Source organism: Bifidobacterium xylocopae, from assembly GCF_003315615.1.
GTDB lineage: Bacteria > Actinomycetota > Actinomycetes > Actinomycetales > Bifidobacteriaceae > Bombiscardovia > Bombiscardovia xylocopae.
In genome coordinates this window covers 78,786-95,882 of sequence record NZ_PDCH01000005.1, presented here as the reverse complement: position 1 = coordinate 95,882, position 17,097 = coordinate 78,786, and the positions used below count along the sequence as shown (strand labels likewise).

The 17,097-nt window shown below is 65.0% G+C and carries 11 protein-coding genes; 6 read left to right on the top strand and 5 right to left on the bottom strand.

Features of this window, described 5'->3' with window-relative positions; translation table 11 throughout:
• Positions 1-319 precede the first annotated feature (319 nt).
• The 3 genes from zwf to pgl all read left to right on the top strand — a co-directional run bounded on the left by zwf (position 320) and on the right by pgl (position 3,763).
• Positions 320-1,900: a glucose-6-phosphate dehydrogenase gene (gene zwf / locus CRD59_RS03775; RefSeq protein ID WP_113853262.1), complete on the top strand. Its 1,581-nt coding sequence runs from the start codon at positions 320-322 to the stop codon at positions 1,898-1,900.
• Positions 1,897-2,901, top strand: a complete 1,005-nt coding sequence (locus CRD59_RS03770; RefSeq protein WP_113853261.1) for a glucose-6-phosphate dehydrogenase assembly protein OpcA — start codon at positions 1,897-1,899, stop codon at positions 2,899-2,901. Before zwf ends, CRD59_RS03770 begins: the two co-directional genes overlap by 4 nt.
• 70 nt (positions 2,902-2,971) lie before the next feature.
• Positions 2,972-3,763, top strand: a complete 792-nt coding sequence (gene pgl, locus CRD59_RS03765; RefSeq protein ID WP_113853260.1) for a 6-phosphogluconolactonase — start codon at positions 2,972-2,974, stop codon at positions 3,761-3,763.
• 43 nt (positions 3,764-3,806) lie between these two features.
• Here the strand turns inward: pgl and CRD59_RS03760 are convergent, their stop codons facing one another.
• On the bottom strand, positions 3,807-4,550 hold the full coding sequence (locus CRD59_RS03760) for a FadR/GntR family transcriptional regulator (protein ID WP_113853259.1): 744 nt from the start codon (positions 4,548-4,550) through the stop codon (positions 3,807-3,809).
• A 268-nt stretch (positions 4,551-4,818) separates the two neighbouring features.
• On the opposite strand from CRD59_RS03760, the gene CRD59_RS03755 reads away from it, so the two are divergent.
• From CRD59_RS03755 to gnd, 3 genes are read left to right on the top strand one after another with little or no spacing between them, the layout of a single operon-like run.
• Positions 4,819-6,264: a GntP family permease gene (locus tag CRD59_RS03755; RefSeq protein ID WP_236632705.1), complete on the top strand. Its 1,446-nt coding sequence runs from the start codon at positions 4,819-4,821 to the stop codon at positions 6,262-6,264.
• Between the two features lie 45 nt (positions 6,265-6,309).
• A complete protein-coding gene (locus CRD59_RS03750) occupies positions 6,310-7,011 on the top strand; it encodes a gluconokinase (RefSeq protein ID WP_113853258.1) in 702 nt (233 codons plus the stop codon).
• Positions 7,008-7,886, top strand: coding sequence for a phosphogluconate dehydrogenase (NAD(+)-dependent, decarboxylating) (gnd, locus tag CRD59_RS03745; RefSeq protein ID WP_113853257.1), 879 nt, complete (start codon positions 7,008-7,010; stop codon positions 7,884-7,886). Before CRD59_RS03750 ends, gnd begins: the two co-directional genes overlap by 4 nt.
• 112 nt (positions 7,887-7,998) lie before the next feature.
• Here gnd and gndA read toward each other — a convergent pair whose 3' ends face one another.
• From gndA to CRD59_RS03725, 4 genes are all read right to left on the bottom strand, one after another.
• The gene (gndA, locus tag CRD59_RS03740; protein WP_113853256.1) at positions 7,999-9,465 is read right to left on the bottom strand and encodes an NADP-dependent phosphogluconate dehydrogenase; all 1,467 of its coding nucleotides are present in this window, start codon (positions 9,463-9,465) and stop codon (positions 7,999-8,001) included.
• 150 nt (positions 9,466-9,615) lie between these two features.
• Positions 9,616-12,231 (bottom strand): KUP/HAK/KT family potassium transporter, encoded by a 2,616-nt coding sequence (locus tag CRD59_RS03735; protein ID WP_113853255.1) that lies wholly within the window; start codon positions 12,229-12,231, stop codon positions 9,616-9,618.
• Positions 12,232-12,383: 152 nt separating this feature from the next.
• Complete coding sequence (locus CRD59_RS03730) at positions 12,384-13,340, bottom strand: TatD family hydrolase (protein ID WP_113853254.1); 957 nt, start codon at positions 13,338-13,340, stop codon at positions 12,384-12,386.
• Between the two features lie 61 nt (positions 13,341-13,401).
• Entirely contained in the window at positions 13,402-16,548 is a 3,147-nt protein-coding gene (locus tag CRD59_RS03725; protein WP_161522274.1) for an HAD-IA family hydrolase, read from the bottom strand.
• Between the last annotated feature and the right edge of the window lie 549 nt (positions 16,549-17,097).

Here is a 17,097-nt window from a genome sequence, read left to right as displayed (position 1 = left end):
ACTTCCCGAACCGCGCCATGAGTTTCAGGAGCCAATTCCAGGGCCTGCAGCACAACTCCTGGATTGGCAGGCCATCTTCCTTGGCGACGGGATGCCGCAATCCGCCTGTCCGGCAATTGGAAAGACCCCCTGTTTGCAAGTTTTTCTGCACCATCCCAAACACATGGATAAGGCAGCCCGGAAACCACAATGCCAAGGAATGCACGGAAGCCGACTGTCGGACTTCCTGGTTTGTGGCGCGGGCGGGCGTATGCCAGAAGCGTCATTGGCGGGCGGGCGGATTAGAATCGGTGCAGTTGTACAGACAATTGGAGCGCATATGGAACACACATCATCCCGGACCACCGAAGACGGGGCCTCGGGGCAATCAGGCGAGCGCAGCTGGACCAACCCCCTGCTGGATCCGCGGGACCTGCGCATGCCGCGCATAGCCGGGCCCAGTTCGCTGGTGATCTTCGGCGTGACCGGTGACCTGGCGAAGAAGAAGCTCCTGCCCGCCGTATACGATCTGTCGAACCGGGGACTGCTGCCCGCCTCCTTCGGCCTGATCGGATTCGGCCGGCGCGACTGGTCGGCCGACCAGTTCGCGGCCTTCGCCGAGGAGAACGTGCGCGCCCACTCCCGCACCCCCTTCAACGAGGCCACCTGGAGGCACCTGGCCGAAGGCATGCGCTTCGTCAAAGGTGATTTCGACGATGCCGATGCCTTCCGCCGCCTCTCCCGGACCGTCTCCGAACTGGACCGGGACCGGGGCACGCGTGGCAACCACGCCTTCTACATGTCGATTCCGCCCAAGGCTTTCCCGGTGGTGGCCGAACAGCTGGCAGCCTCCGGCCTGTCCAAATCCGCACCCGGTGCCTGGAAGCGCGTGATCATCGAAAAGCCCTTCGGCCACGACCTGGAGTCCGCCAGGGAGCTGGACCGGGTGGTCGGCGAGGTGTTCGAACCGGATTCCGTCTTCCGCATCGACCACTACCTGGGCAAGGAGACCGTGCAGAACATCATGGCCCTGCGTTTCGCCAACACGATGTTCGAGCCGGTCTGGAACGCCAACTACGTTTCGCATGTGCAGATCACCATGGCCGAGGACATCGGCATCGGCGGCCGTGCAGGCTACTACGACGGCATCGGCGCCGCGCGCGACGTGATCCAGAACCACCTGCTCCAGCTGATGGCCCTGACCGCCATGGAGGAGCCCGTATCGTTCGACGCGGCCGACCTGACCGCCGAGAAGACCAAGGTGCTTTCCGCCGTGCGCCTGCCCAAGGACCTGGGCGCCCACACCGCCCGCGGCCAGTACGCGGCCGGCTGGCAGGGCTCGCAGCCCGTGATCGGCTACCTGCAGGAGGATGGCATCGACCCCAGTTCCACCACCGAGACCTACGCGGCCATCCGCCTGGATGTGGACACCCGCCGCTGGGCCGGCGTGCCCTTCTACCTGCGCACCGGCAAGCGCCTGGGCAAACGCACCAGCGAAATCGCCGTGGTCTTCAAGCGCGCCCCCCACCTGCCCTTCGACGCCACCGCCACCCGCGAGCTGGGCGCCAACGCGGTGGTGATCCGGGTGCAGCCCGACGAGGGTGTGACCCTGCGCTTCGGGGCCAAGACGCCGGGCTCGGCCATGGAGGTGCGCGATGTGAACATGGACTTCTCCTACGGCCGCTCCTTCACCGAGGCCTCTCCCGAAGCCTACGAACGTCTGATCCTGGATGTGCTGCTGGGAGACCCGCCGCTCTTCCCCACCAGCGGGGAGGTGGACCTGTCCTGGAAGATCCTGGACCCGATCGAGGAATACTGGTCCGGGCAGGGACAGCCCGAACCCTACCGGGCGGGCACCTGGGGGCCTGCCCAGGCCGACCGCATGCTGGCCGCTGACGGACACCATTGGAGGATGCCATGATCGTAGGAATGCAGAACACCACCACGGCGGCCATCGCCCACGAGATCGACGAGATGCATGTGGAACGGGGCGAGGCGGCGCTGGGACGGGTGCTCACATTGATCATCTCCTGCAGGCAGGCCGAGCTGGAGGAGGCCCTGCGGACCGTGAACGCGGCCAGCCGGGAGCACCCATGCCGCGTCATCGCCATCGTCACCGACGCAAGCCTGGAAGGCGCGGGCTGTGCAATCACCACTACGGGCCATGCTGCCCAGCATGAGTGCAACACCGAAATTCCTTCCGGCAACACCGGCGAGCGCACCTTGGACGCGCAGATCCGTTCCGGATCGGATGCCGGCGCCGGTGAGGTGATCGTTCTGGCACCGGTGGACGGACTCATGGACCACTTGGATTCGCTGGTCATCCCCCTGCTGGTGCCCGATGCGCCGGTCGTGACCTGGTGGCCAGGCCAGGCGCCGGGCGATCCTTCAGCCGATCCGCTGGGAAGCAGATCCACCAGCCGCATCACCGATGTGCAGCGTTCGACCGACCCGGCAGCCGCCTTCGAAGCCCTGCGCCGGCATGTCCGCAACGCCGACATCGACTTGTCCTGGACCCGGGTGACCACCTGGCGCGCCATGCTCGCATCCCTGCTGGGCCAACCGCCCCACCTGGCCGTCTCGGCCGTCACGGTCTCCGGCCAATCCGGCTATCTGCCCTTGGAATTGCTGGCTTCTTGGCTGGCGCTCAAACTGGGTGCACCCGTCAGCGTGGAGCGCGACCCAGGTGCCCAGGCCATCACCGGCGCCCGTTTCGAGCGTGAGGACGGCCAGTTGAGCATGGAGCGCCTGGAGGGCGACCACGCAGTCATCCACCAGCCCGGCCAGGCCGACCAGACCGTCTCCCTGCCCCTGCGCACCCCGGTCGACTGCCTGAGCGAGGAGCTGGGCCGCCTGGACCCGGACGAGGTCTACACGGAGGTCATCACCCGGGGCTGGGACCTGGTGGACCACCGGGGCTGACCGCACCGGGTGGCAATCTGGTAGCGGCGCCCGTCAGTCCAAACGACGCGGATACGACAGAGGAGTCCTTATGAGCGAACGTCAGGTCATCACCTATCCGGACGAGAAGGCCTTGTGCGAGGCCACTGCGGCACGGATCCTGCTTGAGCTGGGCGACCGCCTGGCCGGCGGACCCCGGGTGGACGTGGCGTTGACCGGGGGACGGGATGCGAATGAGGTCTACGCCGCCATGGCCGCCAGCGACCTCGCCCGCGGCATTGACTGGAAAAGGGTCCACCTATGGTGGAGCGACGAACGCTTCGTCTCCTTCGAGGATGCCGACCGCAACGCCGGCCAATCGCGCGAAGCCTGGTTCGGTGACCTGATCGAGCGGAAACTCCTGCCCGAATCAAACATCCACGAGATGCCGGTGGACCCACGCACACCCGAGCAGGTGGCCGGGGCGGACAACAGGGCCAATGAGGACGCACTGACCCGGGCGGCAGCCGAATACGCCCACGAACTGGCGCATGAGCTCGGCGAGCGCCCCGCCTTCGACCTGGCGGTCTTCGGTGTCGGCCCGGACGGTCACTTCGCCTCGCTGTTCCCTGATCATGGTGAAGCGGAACTTGATGACGAGGACCTGAATGTCGTCGGAGTGAACCACTCCCCCAAGCCGCCTGCCATGCGGCTGAGCCTTACCGTGCCATGCATACGCCGTTCACGCAAGGTCTGGTTCCTCGCCTCGACGCCGCAGAAGGCCCAGGCGGTCAGGAACGCCCTGTCGGGCCGCAACAACCCCCATGTGCCCTCCTCCTACGGCGAGGGCCGTCAGGAGACCCTGTGGCTGCTCGACCGCCAGGCCGCCGCCCTCCTGTCATGACAGGTACGGGGCGTGCATATGGTTCGTCCCGCGGCAGCGGACACTATCCATGGGCCCTTTCAAGCCACCGGCCGGTGAGCTGGGCGATGGCCTGATCAGACTCATCCACGATCTGGCGCATGGCCCCTTCCGCCGACCCTGCCTCGTGCGCCCGTATGCAGGCGGCCACGTCGGAATGCAGGCGCAGGGCCTCCTCGTTGGCATGCTCGGGCATGAGGGACAGCCTGGTCCTGCCCTGCAGGACAGCTGCGATCACATCACCCAGGGCGGCGAACATGGAGTTGCCGGAAGCCTTGAGCAGTGCCCTGTGGAAGCGTTCGTCGGCCTCCAGGTACTCCATCCCGCTGGCATGCTGGCTGTGGGAGGTCATATCAATGGCCGCCTGGGTGAGTCCCGTCCAGTCCTCGGGACCGGCGCACTGGGCGGCGAGCCTGGCGGCCAACGGCTCGACACCGGCACGCAGCTGGGAGAGTTCCTGTAATACCTGATCCCGCTGCGGAGCCTGCAACCGCCAGGCGATGACCTGCGGATCGAAGATGTTCCAGTGCTCCCGGGGACGCACCCGGACTCCCGCCTTACGCCGCACATCCACCAGACCCATCGATTCCAGGACCCGGACCACTTCCCTCGTCACGGTGCGTGAGGGTAGCCCGACAGCACAGGTGGGGGCCGGCAGGTGATCGCCGACCGGCACCCCACCGGACACTATGGCCTTGCCCCATTCATCCAGGAGTCGGTCGTGGAGCGTCTCCCCCGGCCCGCGGCCCACCCGTTCAGCTGTGCTCATATGTTCAGCCTAGCAAAACCGTCCGTGCCGCCGAGGAGCCATGGCAGCACCTGCGGGGGACCCGGCAAGCATGCACACAGCGGTTTGCCTGTGGAATATGCCCGTGCTAAACTCCGAATATGGCATACATAATACGTATGCTTGAAAATGTTGTCCGATTACATCAGCGTTCGTCGGGCGGCCCGCACCCAAGGCCCCACCGGGCAGGGTGTTCGACAACCCGCTGTGGCGCTTGTCCGCCCGCTGACCCTCAGAGAAGAGGAAGCACATGTACCATCTCGCAGCGATGGCCGGAGGCGATGAGGCCATGACCCTGGCCGCTGCCGTCCCGCAACTCTCGACCACCAGGCTGGGCTTCAGCCTGGTCTTGAGTCTGATCGTGCTCATACTGCTGGTCACGGTGGCCAAACTCCACCCCTTCGTGTCCCTGCTGGCGGCCGCTCTGGTGGTCGGCCTCGGCTCCGGCTACGGCCCGGTAGCCACCATCACCAGTTTCAGCGACGAATTCGGCAAGACCATGGGCAGCGTGGGCATCCTCATCGGCCTGGGCGCCATGATCGGCCGCGTGCTCATGGACACCGGGGCTACCGAACAGGTGGTCGACTCCCTCGTCTCCAAGGCCTCGGAAGCCTCCATACCCTGGATCATGGCACTGATAGGCGCCCTGATAGGCCTGCCTATGTTCTTCGAGGTGGGCCTGGTCGTATTGGTGCCCGTCATCATCCTCGTGGCCCGGCGCACCAAGCTGCCTCTGATGCGCGTGGCCATCCCCACCCTGGCCGGTCTGTCCATCATGCACGCGTGCGTCCCGCCGCACCCCGGCCCCTTGGCCGCAATCAGCCAGTTCAAGGAGGGCGGGAACATCGGCCTGACCATGATGTTCGGCATCCCCATCGCCGTCGTCACCCTGCTCATCGTCGGCCCGCTGTTCTCCAAGGTCGCCGCCAAGTGGGTGCCGGTGGAAGCCCCGGCCGACTTCGTGACACGCAGCGACGAGGTCAGGAAGCAGGAGACCAGGCTGCCGTCCTTCGGACTGTCCCTGTGCTGCATCCTCCTGCCAGCGGCACTCATGCTGCTCACTTCGATCTTTGAAATCACCACACCCGGTTTCACCAAGTCCAAGAGCGGCTTCGCGCAGGCCATCAACTTCATCGGCAACCCCATCATGGCCCTGGCCATATCGCTGGTCTTCTCCATGATCGCCCTGGGCGCCGCCTCGCACATCCCCTGGAAGACGGTCAACGACTCCCTGGGCGCAGCACTGCCAGCGGTGGCCGGCATCCTGCTCATCGTGGGCGGCGGAGGCGGCTTCAAGGGTGTCCTCGTCTCCACCGGCATCGGCCAGATCATCGGTTCCTTCGTGGAGTCCTCCCACATCTCGATCTTCCTGCTCGGATGGCTGATTGCCGCCTTCGTGCGCATAGCCACCGGCTCGGCAACGGTCTCCATCCTGACGACAGCCGGAATCCTGAGCAACGCCATGACCATGATGCACGCCAGCCCCACAGCCGTGACCCTGCTGGTCCTGGCCATCGGCGCCGGCTCCATCTTCCTGTCCCACCTCAACGATGCCGGCTTCTGGCTGATCAAGGAGTACTTCGGCCTCAGCGTGGGAGAGACCCTCAAGACCTGGTCCATCCTGGAATGCCTGCTCTCGGTGACCGTGCTCATACTGGTCATGATCATCAGCCTGTTCGTACCCATCGCCGCCTAGCGCATCACCCGGAGGAATCAGACTACCCACTGAAAGGTTGGTTGTATGGCAGACACACACTCACAGGACGAAGCCGGCGGCACGCCCACGTCCATACCACAGGCGGCGGAGAACACCGTGCCCGGCGATTACCTGCACGGCAAGACACCCGTACTGGTCATCATGGGGGTCTCCGGCTGCGGCAAGACCACGATGAACGAGCACCTGAGCGCCAAGCTGGGCTGGGACACCGCCGAAGCGGACGACTTCCACCCCAAGGCCAACATCGAGAAGATGGCCCACGGCATCCCACTCGATGACGACGATCGCTGGCCCTGGCTGGATCGCATCCATGATTGGATCGCCGACCACATCGAGCAGGGCCGTCCCGGCACGGTCACCTGCTCGGCGCTCAAGCGCATATACCGGGACAAGCTGCGGATGCCCGGCGTGATCTTCATCCACCTGAACGGGGACTATGACACCATCATGGAACGCCTGTCCGGGCGCAAGGGGCACTTCATGAAGCCCGACATGCTCAAGTCGCAGTTCGACACCCTGGAGCCCCTGGGCCCCGACGAAATCCACATGACCATCGACGTTTCGCTCAAGGCCTCGCCGGAGACCGAAGCGGAGGAGGTCATCGACACCTTGGGCCTGGAGTGCGCGGTGGAGACGCACACCGAGGCGGTCGAGCGTGAACGCGCCCGGCAGGCCGCCCACACAGATTCATCATCAGCACACATGACGGAAGGAAATGAACGATGAAGATCGGCATGATTGGACTGGGCCGGATGGGCCGGAACATGGCGGACCGGATCAAGGGAGCCGGCCACGGGGTGGTGGGCTACGATCTGAGCCCCGAATCCGGGCGCGACGTGGATTCGCTTGAAGCGCTGGTGAAAGCGCTTGATGCCCCCCGCGCGATCTGGGTCATGGTCCCCGCCGGCAAGCCCATCGAGGAGACCATCGACCGACTGCACGACCTGCTGGAGCCCGGCGACCTGGTGATCGACGGCGGCAACACCCGTTTCACCCAGGACCAGGAGCACGCCAAGCGGCTGGCTGAGCGCGGCATCGGTCTGGTGGACGTGGGCACTTCCAATGGCATCTGGGGCAAGGAGAAAGGCTATGCGCTCATGGCCGGCGGCTCCGACGAGGACTACCAGCGCATCCTGCCCATCCTGGAGGCGCTCAAGCCCGAGGGGGAGAACGGCCTGGTGCACGCAGGCGGCATCGGGGCCGGCCATTATGTCAAGATGGTCCATAATGGCATCGAATACGGCATGATGCAGGCCCTGGCCGAGGGTTACGCAATCATGCAGGCCTCGCCGCTGGTCAAGAACCCGGACGCAGTTGCGGCATCCTGGCGGGAGGGGTCGGTCATCAAATCCTGGCTGCTGGACCTGATGGTCAAGGCCCTCCAGGAGGATCCGGGCCTGGAACACATCGCCGGCAAGGCGGATGAGTCCGGCGAGGCCAAATGGATGGTCCAGGATGCCCTCGAACTGGGCGTGCCGGTGCCGGTCACCACCGCCTCCCTCTACGCCCGCCAGGATTCCCAGATCGACGATCCGGTGACCATGAAGGTGGTTTCGGCACTGCGGGCCGAGTTCGGCGGCCATCCGATCGCCAAGGAGTAGGACACGCGCCGTATATAAGCCGCAAGCAACAACACCGACAGGCCCGCCGGGCCAGCGGAATCCCCCGCTGGTCCGGCGGGCCTGTCGGTATGAGACCCTCTTCAGCCGGCGGTCAGTCCTGCTTGATTTCGGATTTGTCACCGGCCCACAGGGTATGGAAGGCGCCAGGTTCGTCCACGCGGCCGTAAGTATGGGCACCGAAGAGGTCGCGCTGCCCCTGGATCAGTGCGGCGGGCAGGCGCTTGGAGCGCAGGGCGTCGTAGTAGGACAGGGAGGAGGCGAAGACCGGAGCCGGCAGACCGGCCTGGGCCGCACGGGCCACAACACGCCGCCAGGAATCCTGGGCGCCCTCCACGGCCTGCTTGAAGAAGGGGTCGAACAGGAGGGAACCGAAGGACTCGCCGGAGCCGTAGGCATCGGAGATGCGGTTGAGGAACCTGGCGCGGATGATGCAGCCACCCCGCCAGATGCGGGCGATGGCACCCAGGTCCAACTGCCATCCATAGACCTTGGCCCCCTCCTCCATCTCGTTGAAGCCCTGGGCGTAGGCCACGATCTTGGAGGCGTAGAGGGCCTGGCGGATGTCCTCGATGAAGGCCCTGCGCCCTTCCTGGTCGGCGGCCAGGGATGCGAACGCCCCCTCGGCCTTGGGTCCGGCCAGCCGCTGCTCCTGGGCCTCCTTGCGCAGATCCGGCGTGGATGAGAGCCCACGAGCGAAGACCGCCTCGCCGATTCCGGTGACCGGCACGCCCAGCTCCAGGGCCGTCTGGACGGTCCAGGTGCCGGTGCCCTTCATACCGGCCCGGTCGGTCACGATGTCGATGAAAGGCTTGCCTGTCTTCGCATCCATGTGATGAAGCACCTCGGCGGTGATCTGCACCAGGTAGGAGTTGAGGTCGCCCTCGTTCCACTCCTCGAATACCTGTGCGATCTCCTCTGGGCTCATGCCCAGCCCCCTGCGCATCAGATCGTAGGACTCGGCGATTAACTGCATGTCGGCATACTCGATGCCGTTGTGGACCATCTTGACGAAGTGTCCGGCCCCATCGGTGCCAATGTGGGTGACGCAGGGCTCGCCCTCGGCCACGGCCGCTATGGACTTCAGGATCGGCCCCAGGGTGCGCCAGGATTCCTCGGTCCCACCGGGCATCATCGAAGGTCCCAGCAAAGCACCCTCCTCGCCGCCGGAGACCCCGCACCCCACAAAGTGCAGGCCACGGGCACGAATGGCCCTTTCACGCCGGATGGTGTCCTTGAAGTATGCGTTGCCGGCGTCCACGATGATGTCGCCCGGCTCCATAAGGTCGGCCAGGGCGTCGATCATCTCATCGGTGGGCTCGCCGGCCTTGACCATAATGATCGCCGTACGGGGCCTGGCCAGGGATCCCACGAACTCCTCGAGCGTATGGGCCGGCACGAAGGCGCCTTCCGAGCCGTGGTCGCAGACCAATGTCTGCGTACGCGACCAGTGGCGGTTGAACACGGCCACTGTGTTGCCATGCCGGGCGAGGTTCCTCGACAGGCTGGCTCCCATGGCCGCCAGCCCAACCACGCCGATGTTCGCTTGTGCTTCTGTCATTCCAGACACCTTTCCTCGGGGATGGACACCTGCATGGTCCAACCCCATGCGTCGCTTGCGAATCCACCCCGAGTCTATCCCCACCCCACGCGAACGGGTCCGGGGCCGGCTCTGCGCTGGCCCCGGACCCGTCCCCGCGACTGTTCCGACTCAGTCCTTCCCGCCATTGTCTTTGGGGCGGGCGGAGGAGCCGGCCGCACGAGCCGAGGGTTTCGCCTTCGTCCCAGTCTTCGGCCCTGCCTTCGCTGCGCCCTTCACCACGCTCGCGCGCTCGGCCTTCCGTTCGATTCTGCCGGCGGCCTCATGCGCGGCCAGATCGGCCTTGGCGGCGACCAGCTCGGTTTCGATCCGCGTCTGCTCGACCTCCTGGCCGACGGCATGCTTTACCTGCACGGCCCCATCCTTGACCTTCCTGGCCACGGACTTCTTGCCGCCGTTGGCTTTCTTCCCCTTGCGGGGCTTGGGCAGGGCCACCCGGTTCAGACGCGGGACAGAGCGCGTGGTCACGAACAGGGGCTGCACCTCCACCAGCGGGTTATAGGGCGCCAGTCCGAACCATTTGACCGGGTTGCCGGCCATATGACGGATGGCGTACTTGACTGTAAGCGAAACAGCCCCGCGGGTGGTGATCTTGGACTCGGGCATCAGGGCCTTGTGAATAAGCACGTAGGTGATCGTGCCGATCTGCGGGTCCTCGTCCACCTTGGGATAGGTGGAGGTCTGCTTGGGCAGCTCGCCGCCGTCGATGAGCTCGTGCATGATCTGGTGCAGGTAGGTGGCCACGTTCTGATCCACCTTGAAGCCCAGGCGGATGCGCACCCGGAAGAGGTAGTTGGTGCCGAAGTTCTCCACGGAGTACTCGCGGGTGAAGGGGGCGTCCGTGGTCTGCACGGAGACCGCCCACCAGGCGCGGGCACGCTTGGGGTGGTCGGCGAAGATAGAGAAGAAGATGTCCGTGTCCAGACGCCGCATCTCGTTGTCGGAGGTGAGGTAGACCAGGTTGTCGGCGAAGTAGGGGATGCGGAAGTCGTTGTGGAGCATCTCCAAGGCCGGCAGGCACTCCTTGGGGGTCATATGCCGCCGCTGGGAGCGTTCGACCTTAGTGCCTTCCTTCCAGGTGTACATGATGAAGAGGATGGCCGCCGTCAGCAGCATGGTGAACCAGCCGCCGTGCATGAACTTGGCCATGGACGCCAGGAAGAAGAGTGTCTGGATGGCCAGGAAGACCACTGCGAAGATCACTGCGGAGACACGCTTGTGGTCGTGCCAGATGTACATCATCAGCAGGATCGTGGTCGTGATCATCGTGATCGTGAGCGCCAGGCCATAAGCGGCGGAGATGTGCTCGGAGTCCTTGAAGATCAGCAGCACGGCGCAGGTGGCCACGCACAGGACCCAGTTGATGGTCGGGATGTAGAGTTGCCCACGCGTACGGGCAGGGTAACGCACCTGCAGATGGGGCATCCAGTTGAGACCGGTTGCCTCGGAGACCATGGTGAAGGCGCCGGTGATCAGGGCCTGGGAGGCGATGACGCCCGCGGTGACCGACAGAATCACCGCCGGGTAACGCACCGTGGTGGGCATCATCTGGAAGAAGGGGTTCATGTCCGTGGCTCCGCGCAGGTCCGGATTGTGCTGGTTGCGCAGGATCCAGGCACCCTGTCCGAAGTAGTTGAACACCAGGGCGATGTTGATGAAGGGCCAGGTGGCGTAGATGTTGCCACGGCCCACATGGCCCATATCGGAGTATAGGGCCTCGGCGCCGGTGGTGGACAGGAAGACCGTGCCCATGATGGCCAGGCCGACCGGATTGTGGGGGCTGAAGAGGAACCCGATCCCGTAGACCGGGTTGAGGGCCTCGAAAATCGACCAGTCGCCCTGGATGGAGAACAGCCCGATCAAGGCCAGGAAGGCGAACCAGACCATGACCACGCTGCCGAAGACGCGCCCGATACGTTCGGTGCCGCGCGACTGGACCGCAAACAGGACCAGGATGATGACCAGGGTGATCATCATGGTCAGGTTGGGTGTCTCCTTGAATACAGGGGTGAGGACCGGGATCGCCTTCAACCCTTCGACGGCGGACGAGATGGAGACCGCCGGGGTCAGCACGGAATCGGCCAGGAAGGCCGCGCCGCCCAGCATGGCGGGGATGGCCAGCCAGCGCCCGTACTTGCGCACCAGGGTGTAGAGGGCGAAGATGCCGCCCTCCCCCTTGTTGTCGATGCGCATGGCCACCAACACATATTTGACCGTGGTGATCAGGGTAAGGGACCAAAAGACCAGGGAGAGCATGCCCAGCACCGCCGGCCGGTCCACGTTCTGGATGCCACCCTGCCCCGCCACGAAGGTCTGGAGGGTGTAGAGGGGGGAGGTGCCTATGTCGCCATAGACCACGCCTAGGGCCACGATCGCCATGCCCATGGTCACACGGTCCGGGGAAGCCTGGACCTTGCGCCACCAACGGCCCACAGGCCCACGGGCGGGCCGCTGCTTACGCTTGGCCCGGCGCTGTGCTTCGCGCCTGACCCGCTTGAGCTCGACCTCCTCCTCCCGGGTACGGGATTTCTTCGAGAGCTTGGGGGCCTTCGTGATCGACTCGGTCGGGAGTATGGACTCCTGTTGGACCGGGCGCTCCTGGGCGGCCTTGCCGACCTTGTTGGCTTTGCCTGAACCGTCGTCTGTGGTCCGGCGGGATAAGCGAGGGGCGTCATCGGTCCCATCGACGCCTGTTTCATGAGGCGCCTGGCGCTGCTCATTGGACATGTGGCCCTCCATCGGCAGGCGCGAAAGCCCGCTTCGTATTCTTACTCAAATGCCGTCTGCGCACGGGACCGGGAGGGCCTCGCGCACACGCGACGACTACCGTAGCACCGTTTCACCGGATACACACAATCCGCGACCAGCATCCGATGGACTCAGAATCCATAGACCTGATGGGTGGTCTCGCGCGTGGCACGGGCCACCTGTGCCAGGGGAAGATCGAGGGCGTCCGCCATCGCGCGCAAGGTGTATGGAATCATGTATGGGGCGTTGGTGCGCCCCCGGTAGGGCATGGGCGACAGGTAGGGAGCGTCCGTCTCGACCATGATATGGTCCGGCCCCACGATCGCCAGCGCCTGGCGGATGCCGTCGTTGCCTTTGTACGATACGGTGCCCGAGAACGAAAGGTACCAGCCGTGCTCGGCGGCCACCCGGGCCATGGCGGCGTCGCCGGAGTAGGAGTGAAAGACCGTACGCTCGGGCGCCCCATCGGCCAGGAGCGTATCAATCACCTGACTGTGGGCGTTGCGGTCGTGGATCTGCATGGGCAGGTCCAGCTCCTTGGCCAGTGCGATATGGTCGCGGAAGGCCTGGCGCTGGATATCTTCGGCCCCCGAGCCGGTGCGGTACAGGTCCATTCCGGTCTCCCCTATGGCGACGACCTGCTTGGGGTGGGAGCGGGCCAGCTCGGCCACGCGCGCGAAGGCGTCCTCATAAGGGGTGTCATGCCACGCCCGGTAACGCACCGGCAGGCCGTCGGGACCGGGCACACCACGGTGCCCGTGGAGGACCGCCTCGTTGGGATGGATCGCCAATCCTGCGTATACCATCCCGGGATGGCCCTCCGCCAGCTCCACCGCCCGTTCCAGGTTGGGCAGCTCGCAGCCCACATCCAGGAAGGCTTCGACACCCACCGCCTGCGCCTGGCCTATCATCTCGTCCACACTGTAGACCGGCACCGGTTCCTGACCCCGCTCGCGCGCCTCCCGATCCATTTCCGCCGCGAAGGGCACGACGGATGCCAGGTGGGTGTGGTCATCGGCCACATGCACCCCATCCGGCAGCCTCTCCGGGGCCGGTGCCCATTGCCGCTTGCGATGATGCTTGCTCATGGGGCCAGTCTAAGACCGGGGGACACCCACGGTAGGACCCTCGCCGCACAGCGAAGGAGCTTCATACCCGTCGGTCCTCGCCGCCGATGCGCACGGTCAGCGCCGGTCCCTCCAGCCGCTCAGCCTGCACACCGCGGGCGGTCAGTCTGAGCTTAAGACGGGTGGGCCCGATCTTCAGACGGTAGGTCAATGACTTCCATCCCTCGGGCAGACGGGGGTCTATCTCGATGCGTGTGCCGCCGGTGTCCCGCAGACCCCCGAATCCGCAGACCAGGGTGGACCAGATGCCGCCGGCCGCAGCCAGGTGGATGCCGTCGATCGTATTCGCATGCAGGTTCATCACGTCGGCGAACAGGCTCTCACGGAAGTAGCGCAGGGCCAGGCCTTGGTGCCCCACCTCGGCGGCGATGATGGACTGTGAGGCCGCGGAAAGCGTGGAGTCTCCGGTGGTAAGCGGATCATAATAGTCGAAATCCGCGCGCTTGGCCTCGGGTGAGAACCAGGAGGAAAGCAGGTAGAGGGCCAGAACCACGTCGGTCTGCTTCAGAACCTTGTGGCCGTAAATGGCCAGCGGGTGATAGTAGAGCAGGAGCGGACGGGCCGGGCAATGCTCGAAATCCCACTTGGGCCGGCGCATGAACTGGGCGTCCTGTGCGTGCACCCCCTCCTCCTGGGCGTAGGGCAGGAACATGGCATCGGCGGCGGCCTTGAACCGGGCGAGCTCACTCCGATCCAGTCCCAGACGCTCCATGGCGGCCTTCAGGGACCGGGGATTCCCCTCTTCCAGATGCTGCGCCGCCATGCAGGCCGCCTGCAGGTTGAAACGGGCCATCTGGTTGGTGTACAGGTTGTCATCCACCATGGCTGTGTACTCGTCCGGACCGGTGACGCTGTATATGTGGAAACACCCGTCCTTGTGGAATCCGCCCAGGGAGAGCCACATGCGAGCGGTCTCCACCAGGATGTCCATTCCTTCGCCGGCCAGGTAGTCGTCGTCGCCGCAGACCAGGGCATACTGGGTGGCCGCGTAGGCGATGTCCGCGTCGATATGGTACTGGGCGGTGCCGGTAGGGAAGTAGGCGGAGGATTCCTCGCCGTTGATGGTGCGCCAGGGGAAGAGCGCGCCGTTCAAACCCATCGTGGCGGCCCGACGGCGGGCCGAAGGCAGCATACCGTGGCGGTAGTGGAGAAGGCGGCGGGCACGCTCCGGGTCCGTATAGACCAGGAAGGGCAGGATGTAGATCTCCGTGTCCCAGAAGTAGTGCCCATCATAGCCGGTGCCGCTCAGTCCCTTTGCCCCCACCCCATTGGTTATCTGGGCCGTGGCCTGCGCCAGTTGGAAAAGCTCCCAGCGGGTCACCTGCTGGATTCTGCCAGCGTCCGAGCCACGGCCGTCTTCGATCTCTATGTCGGCGCGTTCCCAGAAGGCATCCAGCCAGTCCCGCTGCCGGTCCAGAAGGACCTCGGGGCCCACCTGCTCCGCCTGGGTCAGGGTGCCGGAACAGCGTTCCAGGAGCTCGCGGGCATCGTCGCTCTCGGCCATGGCCGCCAGGCCGCTGCGCACCCCAAGCGGACGCAGGGGGTAGGAGTGGTAACTGGCGAAGCGCACCACGCAGGCCGGCGAACCCGGCCCCGCCTGCAATCGCCACTCATGCCCGGGCAGTTCCTGTATGGGCTGGCCGTCACCGGCCAAGGACCATTGGCTGAACGACATGGCCATGGTCAGACGGGAGTTGTTCGTGCGATAGACGTGGCTCTCCCGCGAAGAGGCCCCAACCGACGCCTGCCCCCAGACCGGACCGTCTCCGAGCGCATCCGCCGCTACGGCTGACGGCGGTCCCTCCTGGCCGGCTGCGCCAAAGGCCGCCGGCGGCTGGCCCGGTGCGGCGTCGACTACCTCATGGATGCCGCAGCCGTCGACCAGGGCCGACTTACGTGGGTCGTCGCTGGCCACCAGACCCGGCGTTTCCACGTTGATCCGGCCATCCACACCCACCTCCACCTGACGGTCGGGCGCATCCACACGCAGGCGGACCATCGCAAGATTCGGGTCGAACAGGCAGACCATCCTGTCCACGCTCATCCGGAGCCGGGCGCCATCCGCCAGCCGGTAACTTCTGGTCATCGTGGCCAGACCCTGGCGGAAGTCCACCCGCTGGCTGGAGTCGACCATCTCACCCAAGGGGGCGCCATCGGCGGTCAGCGTGAAATCGGATACATCCGGCACACCCTGTATCACCTGCCCCACCTTGGCGAAACCGTAAGCATTCTCCGGGTGCTTGATCGCATACGTGTCATGGAATCCGCTCAGAAAACTGCCATTGCCCAGGGAACGTGGGCAACCGCCGTCGCCGCGCAAACCGATCGTGCCGTTCGAGACGGAGAACAGCGTGGCGCTCTCCGGCCTGGGAGGGCAACGCTCCTCCAAGGCCCAGGGGTCCTCCGGATAGTCCCGCGGATCCAGGGAGGAGCGCTCATAGGCATCGGCGCGCCGTCCTCCCCGCTCGATCAGCTCGATCAGGTCCGAGACCACCACGTCCGCCCCGGACTCCAGGAGACGCTGGCGGCCGGCACCCCGGTCCACGCCTACGACCAGACCGAAACCACCATCCCGTCCGGCCTGCACGCCCGACAGGGCGTCCTCGACCACCGCACAGTCCTCTTGGCGCTCCCCCAGCCGCTCTGCCGCATAGGAATATGTATCGGGCGCAGGCTTGCCTTTGAGGCCCTGTTCAGCGCGCACGTTGCCGTCGACGATCCGGTCGAAGAAATTGCGGATGCCCGCCACCTGCAGGACCGTGTTGGCGTTGCGTGAGCTGGAGACGACCGCCAGGCTCTTGCCAGCGCCCAGCAGGTGCTGAAGCACGTCCACGGTATCCGGGTAGGGCTCGATGCCCTCCCGCTCCAGCAGACGCTCGAAAACCAGGTTCTTGCGGTTGCCGTACGCGCAGATGGTCTGCTTGTCCGGATTGTCGTCCCGACCGCCCCAGGGCAGATGCATGTCACGGCTTTCCAATACTCCAGCCACACCGTCATAGCGCGGCTTGCCGTCCACATATGCGAAATAGTCCTGCTCAGTGTAGGGCGCCACACCTTCGGGCAGCACCTGGTCGAACAGTTCCTTCCACGCTTTTCGGTGCAACCTCACCGTCGGCACCAACACCCCATCCAGATCGAACAGCACGGCCTTGGCCTGAGAAATCTCCATAGCACCGAGTCTAGGTGGCGCGCACTCCTTATGCCAGCATAATTCCACCATCAGCCGCAGATTCGTTCAAGCGCATGAAAATGCCCGGCGGTGGGGAACCGCCGGGCCGGGGATAGAAGATAGATAAGGTTGGGGAAAAGCAATTTCGATTATCGGATTCTGGAGGGAATCTGACCGGCGTGCACCACCTGCCGATGACTCTTATATAAGCAGGCCATCCTGGACTTCGTCAGGCAATAACCTTGGGATTACCTGTGAATCGGACAGGAAAACATCCATAAACTCCGCAACGGATGCAAAAGGTCCGGCGGGGGAGCCCGCCGGACCTTGAGAAGAGAGAGAAGAAGGTTCAATTATGGGGTTCGGGGGAACCTCGCCGGCTGTGTACTACCGGCCGGTGACTCATATATAAGCAGCCCATGCTGAGTACCCAGATGGCAAATACTCAACATTGCCTATGAATTCCGTATCGAATCCGTGAAGACCCCCACGCAGCCGGTCGACCAAGAAGCCGGCCACCCGGCACGCGTCAAGGCAAAGGCTGGCCGG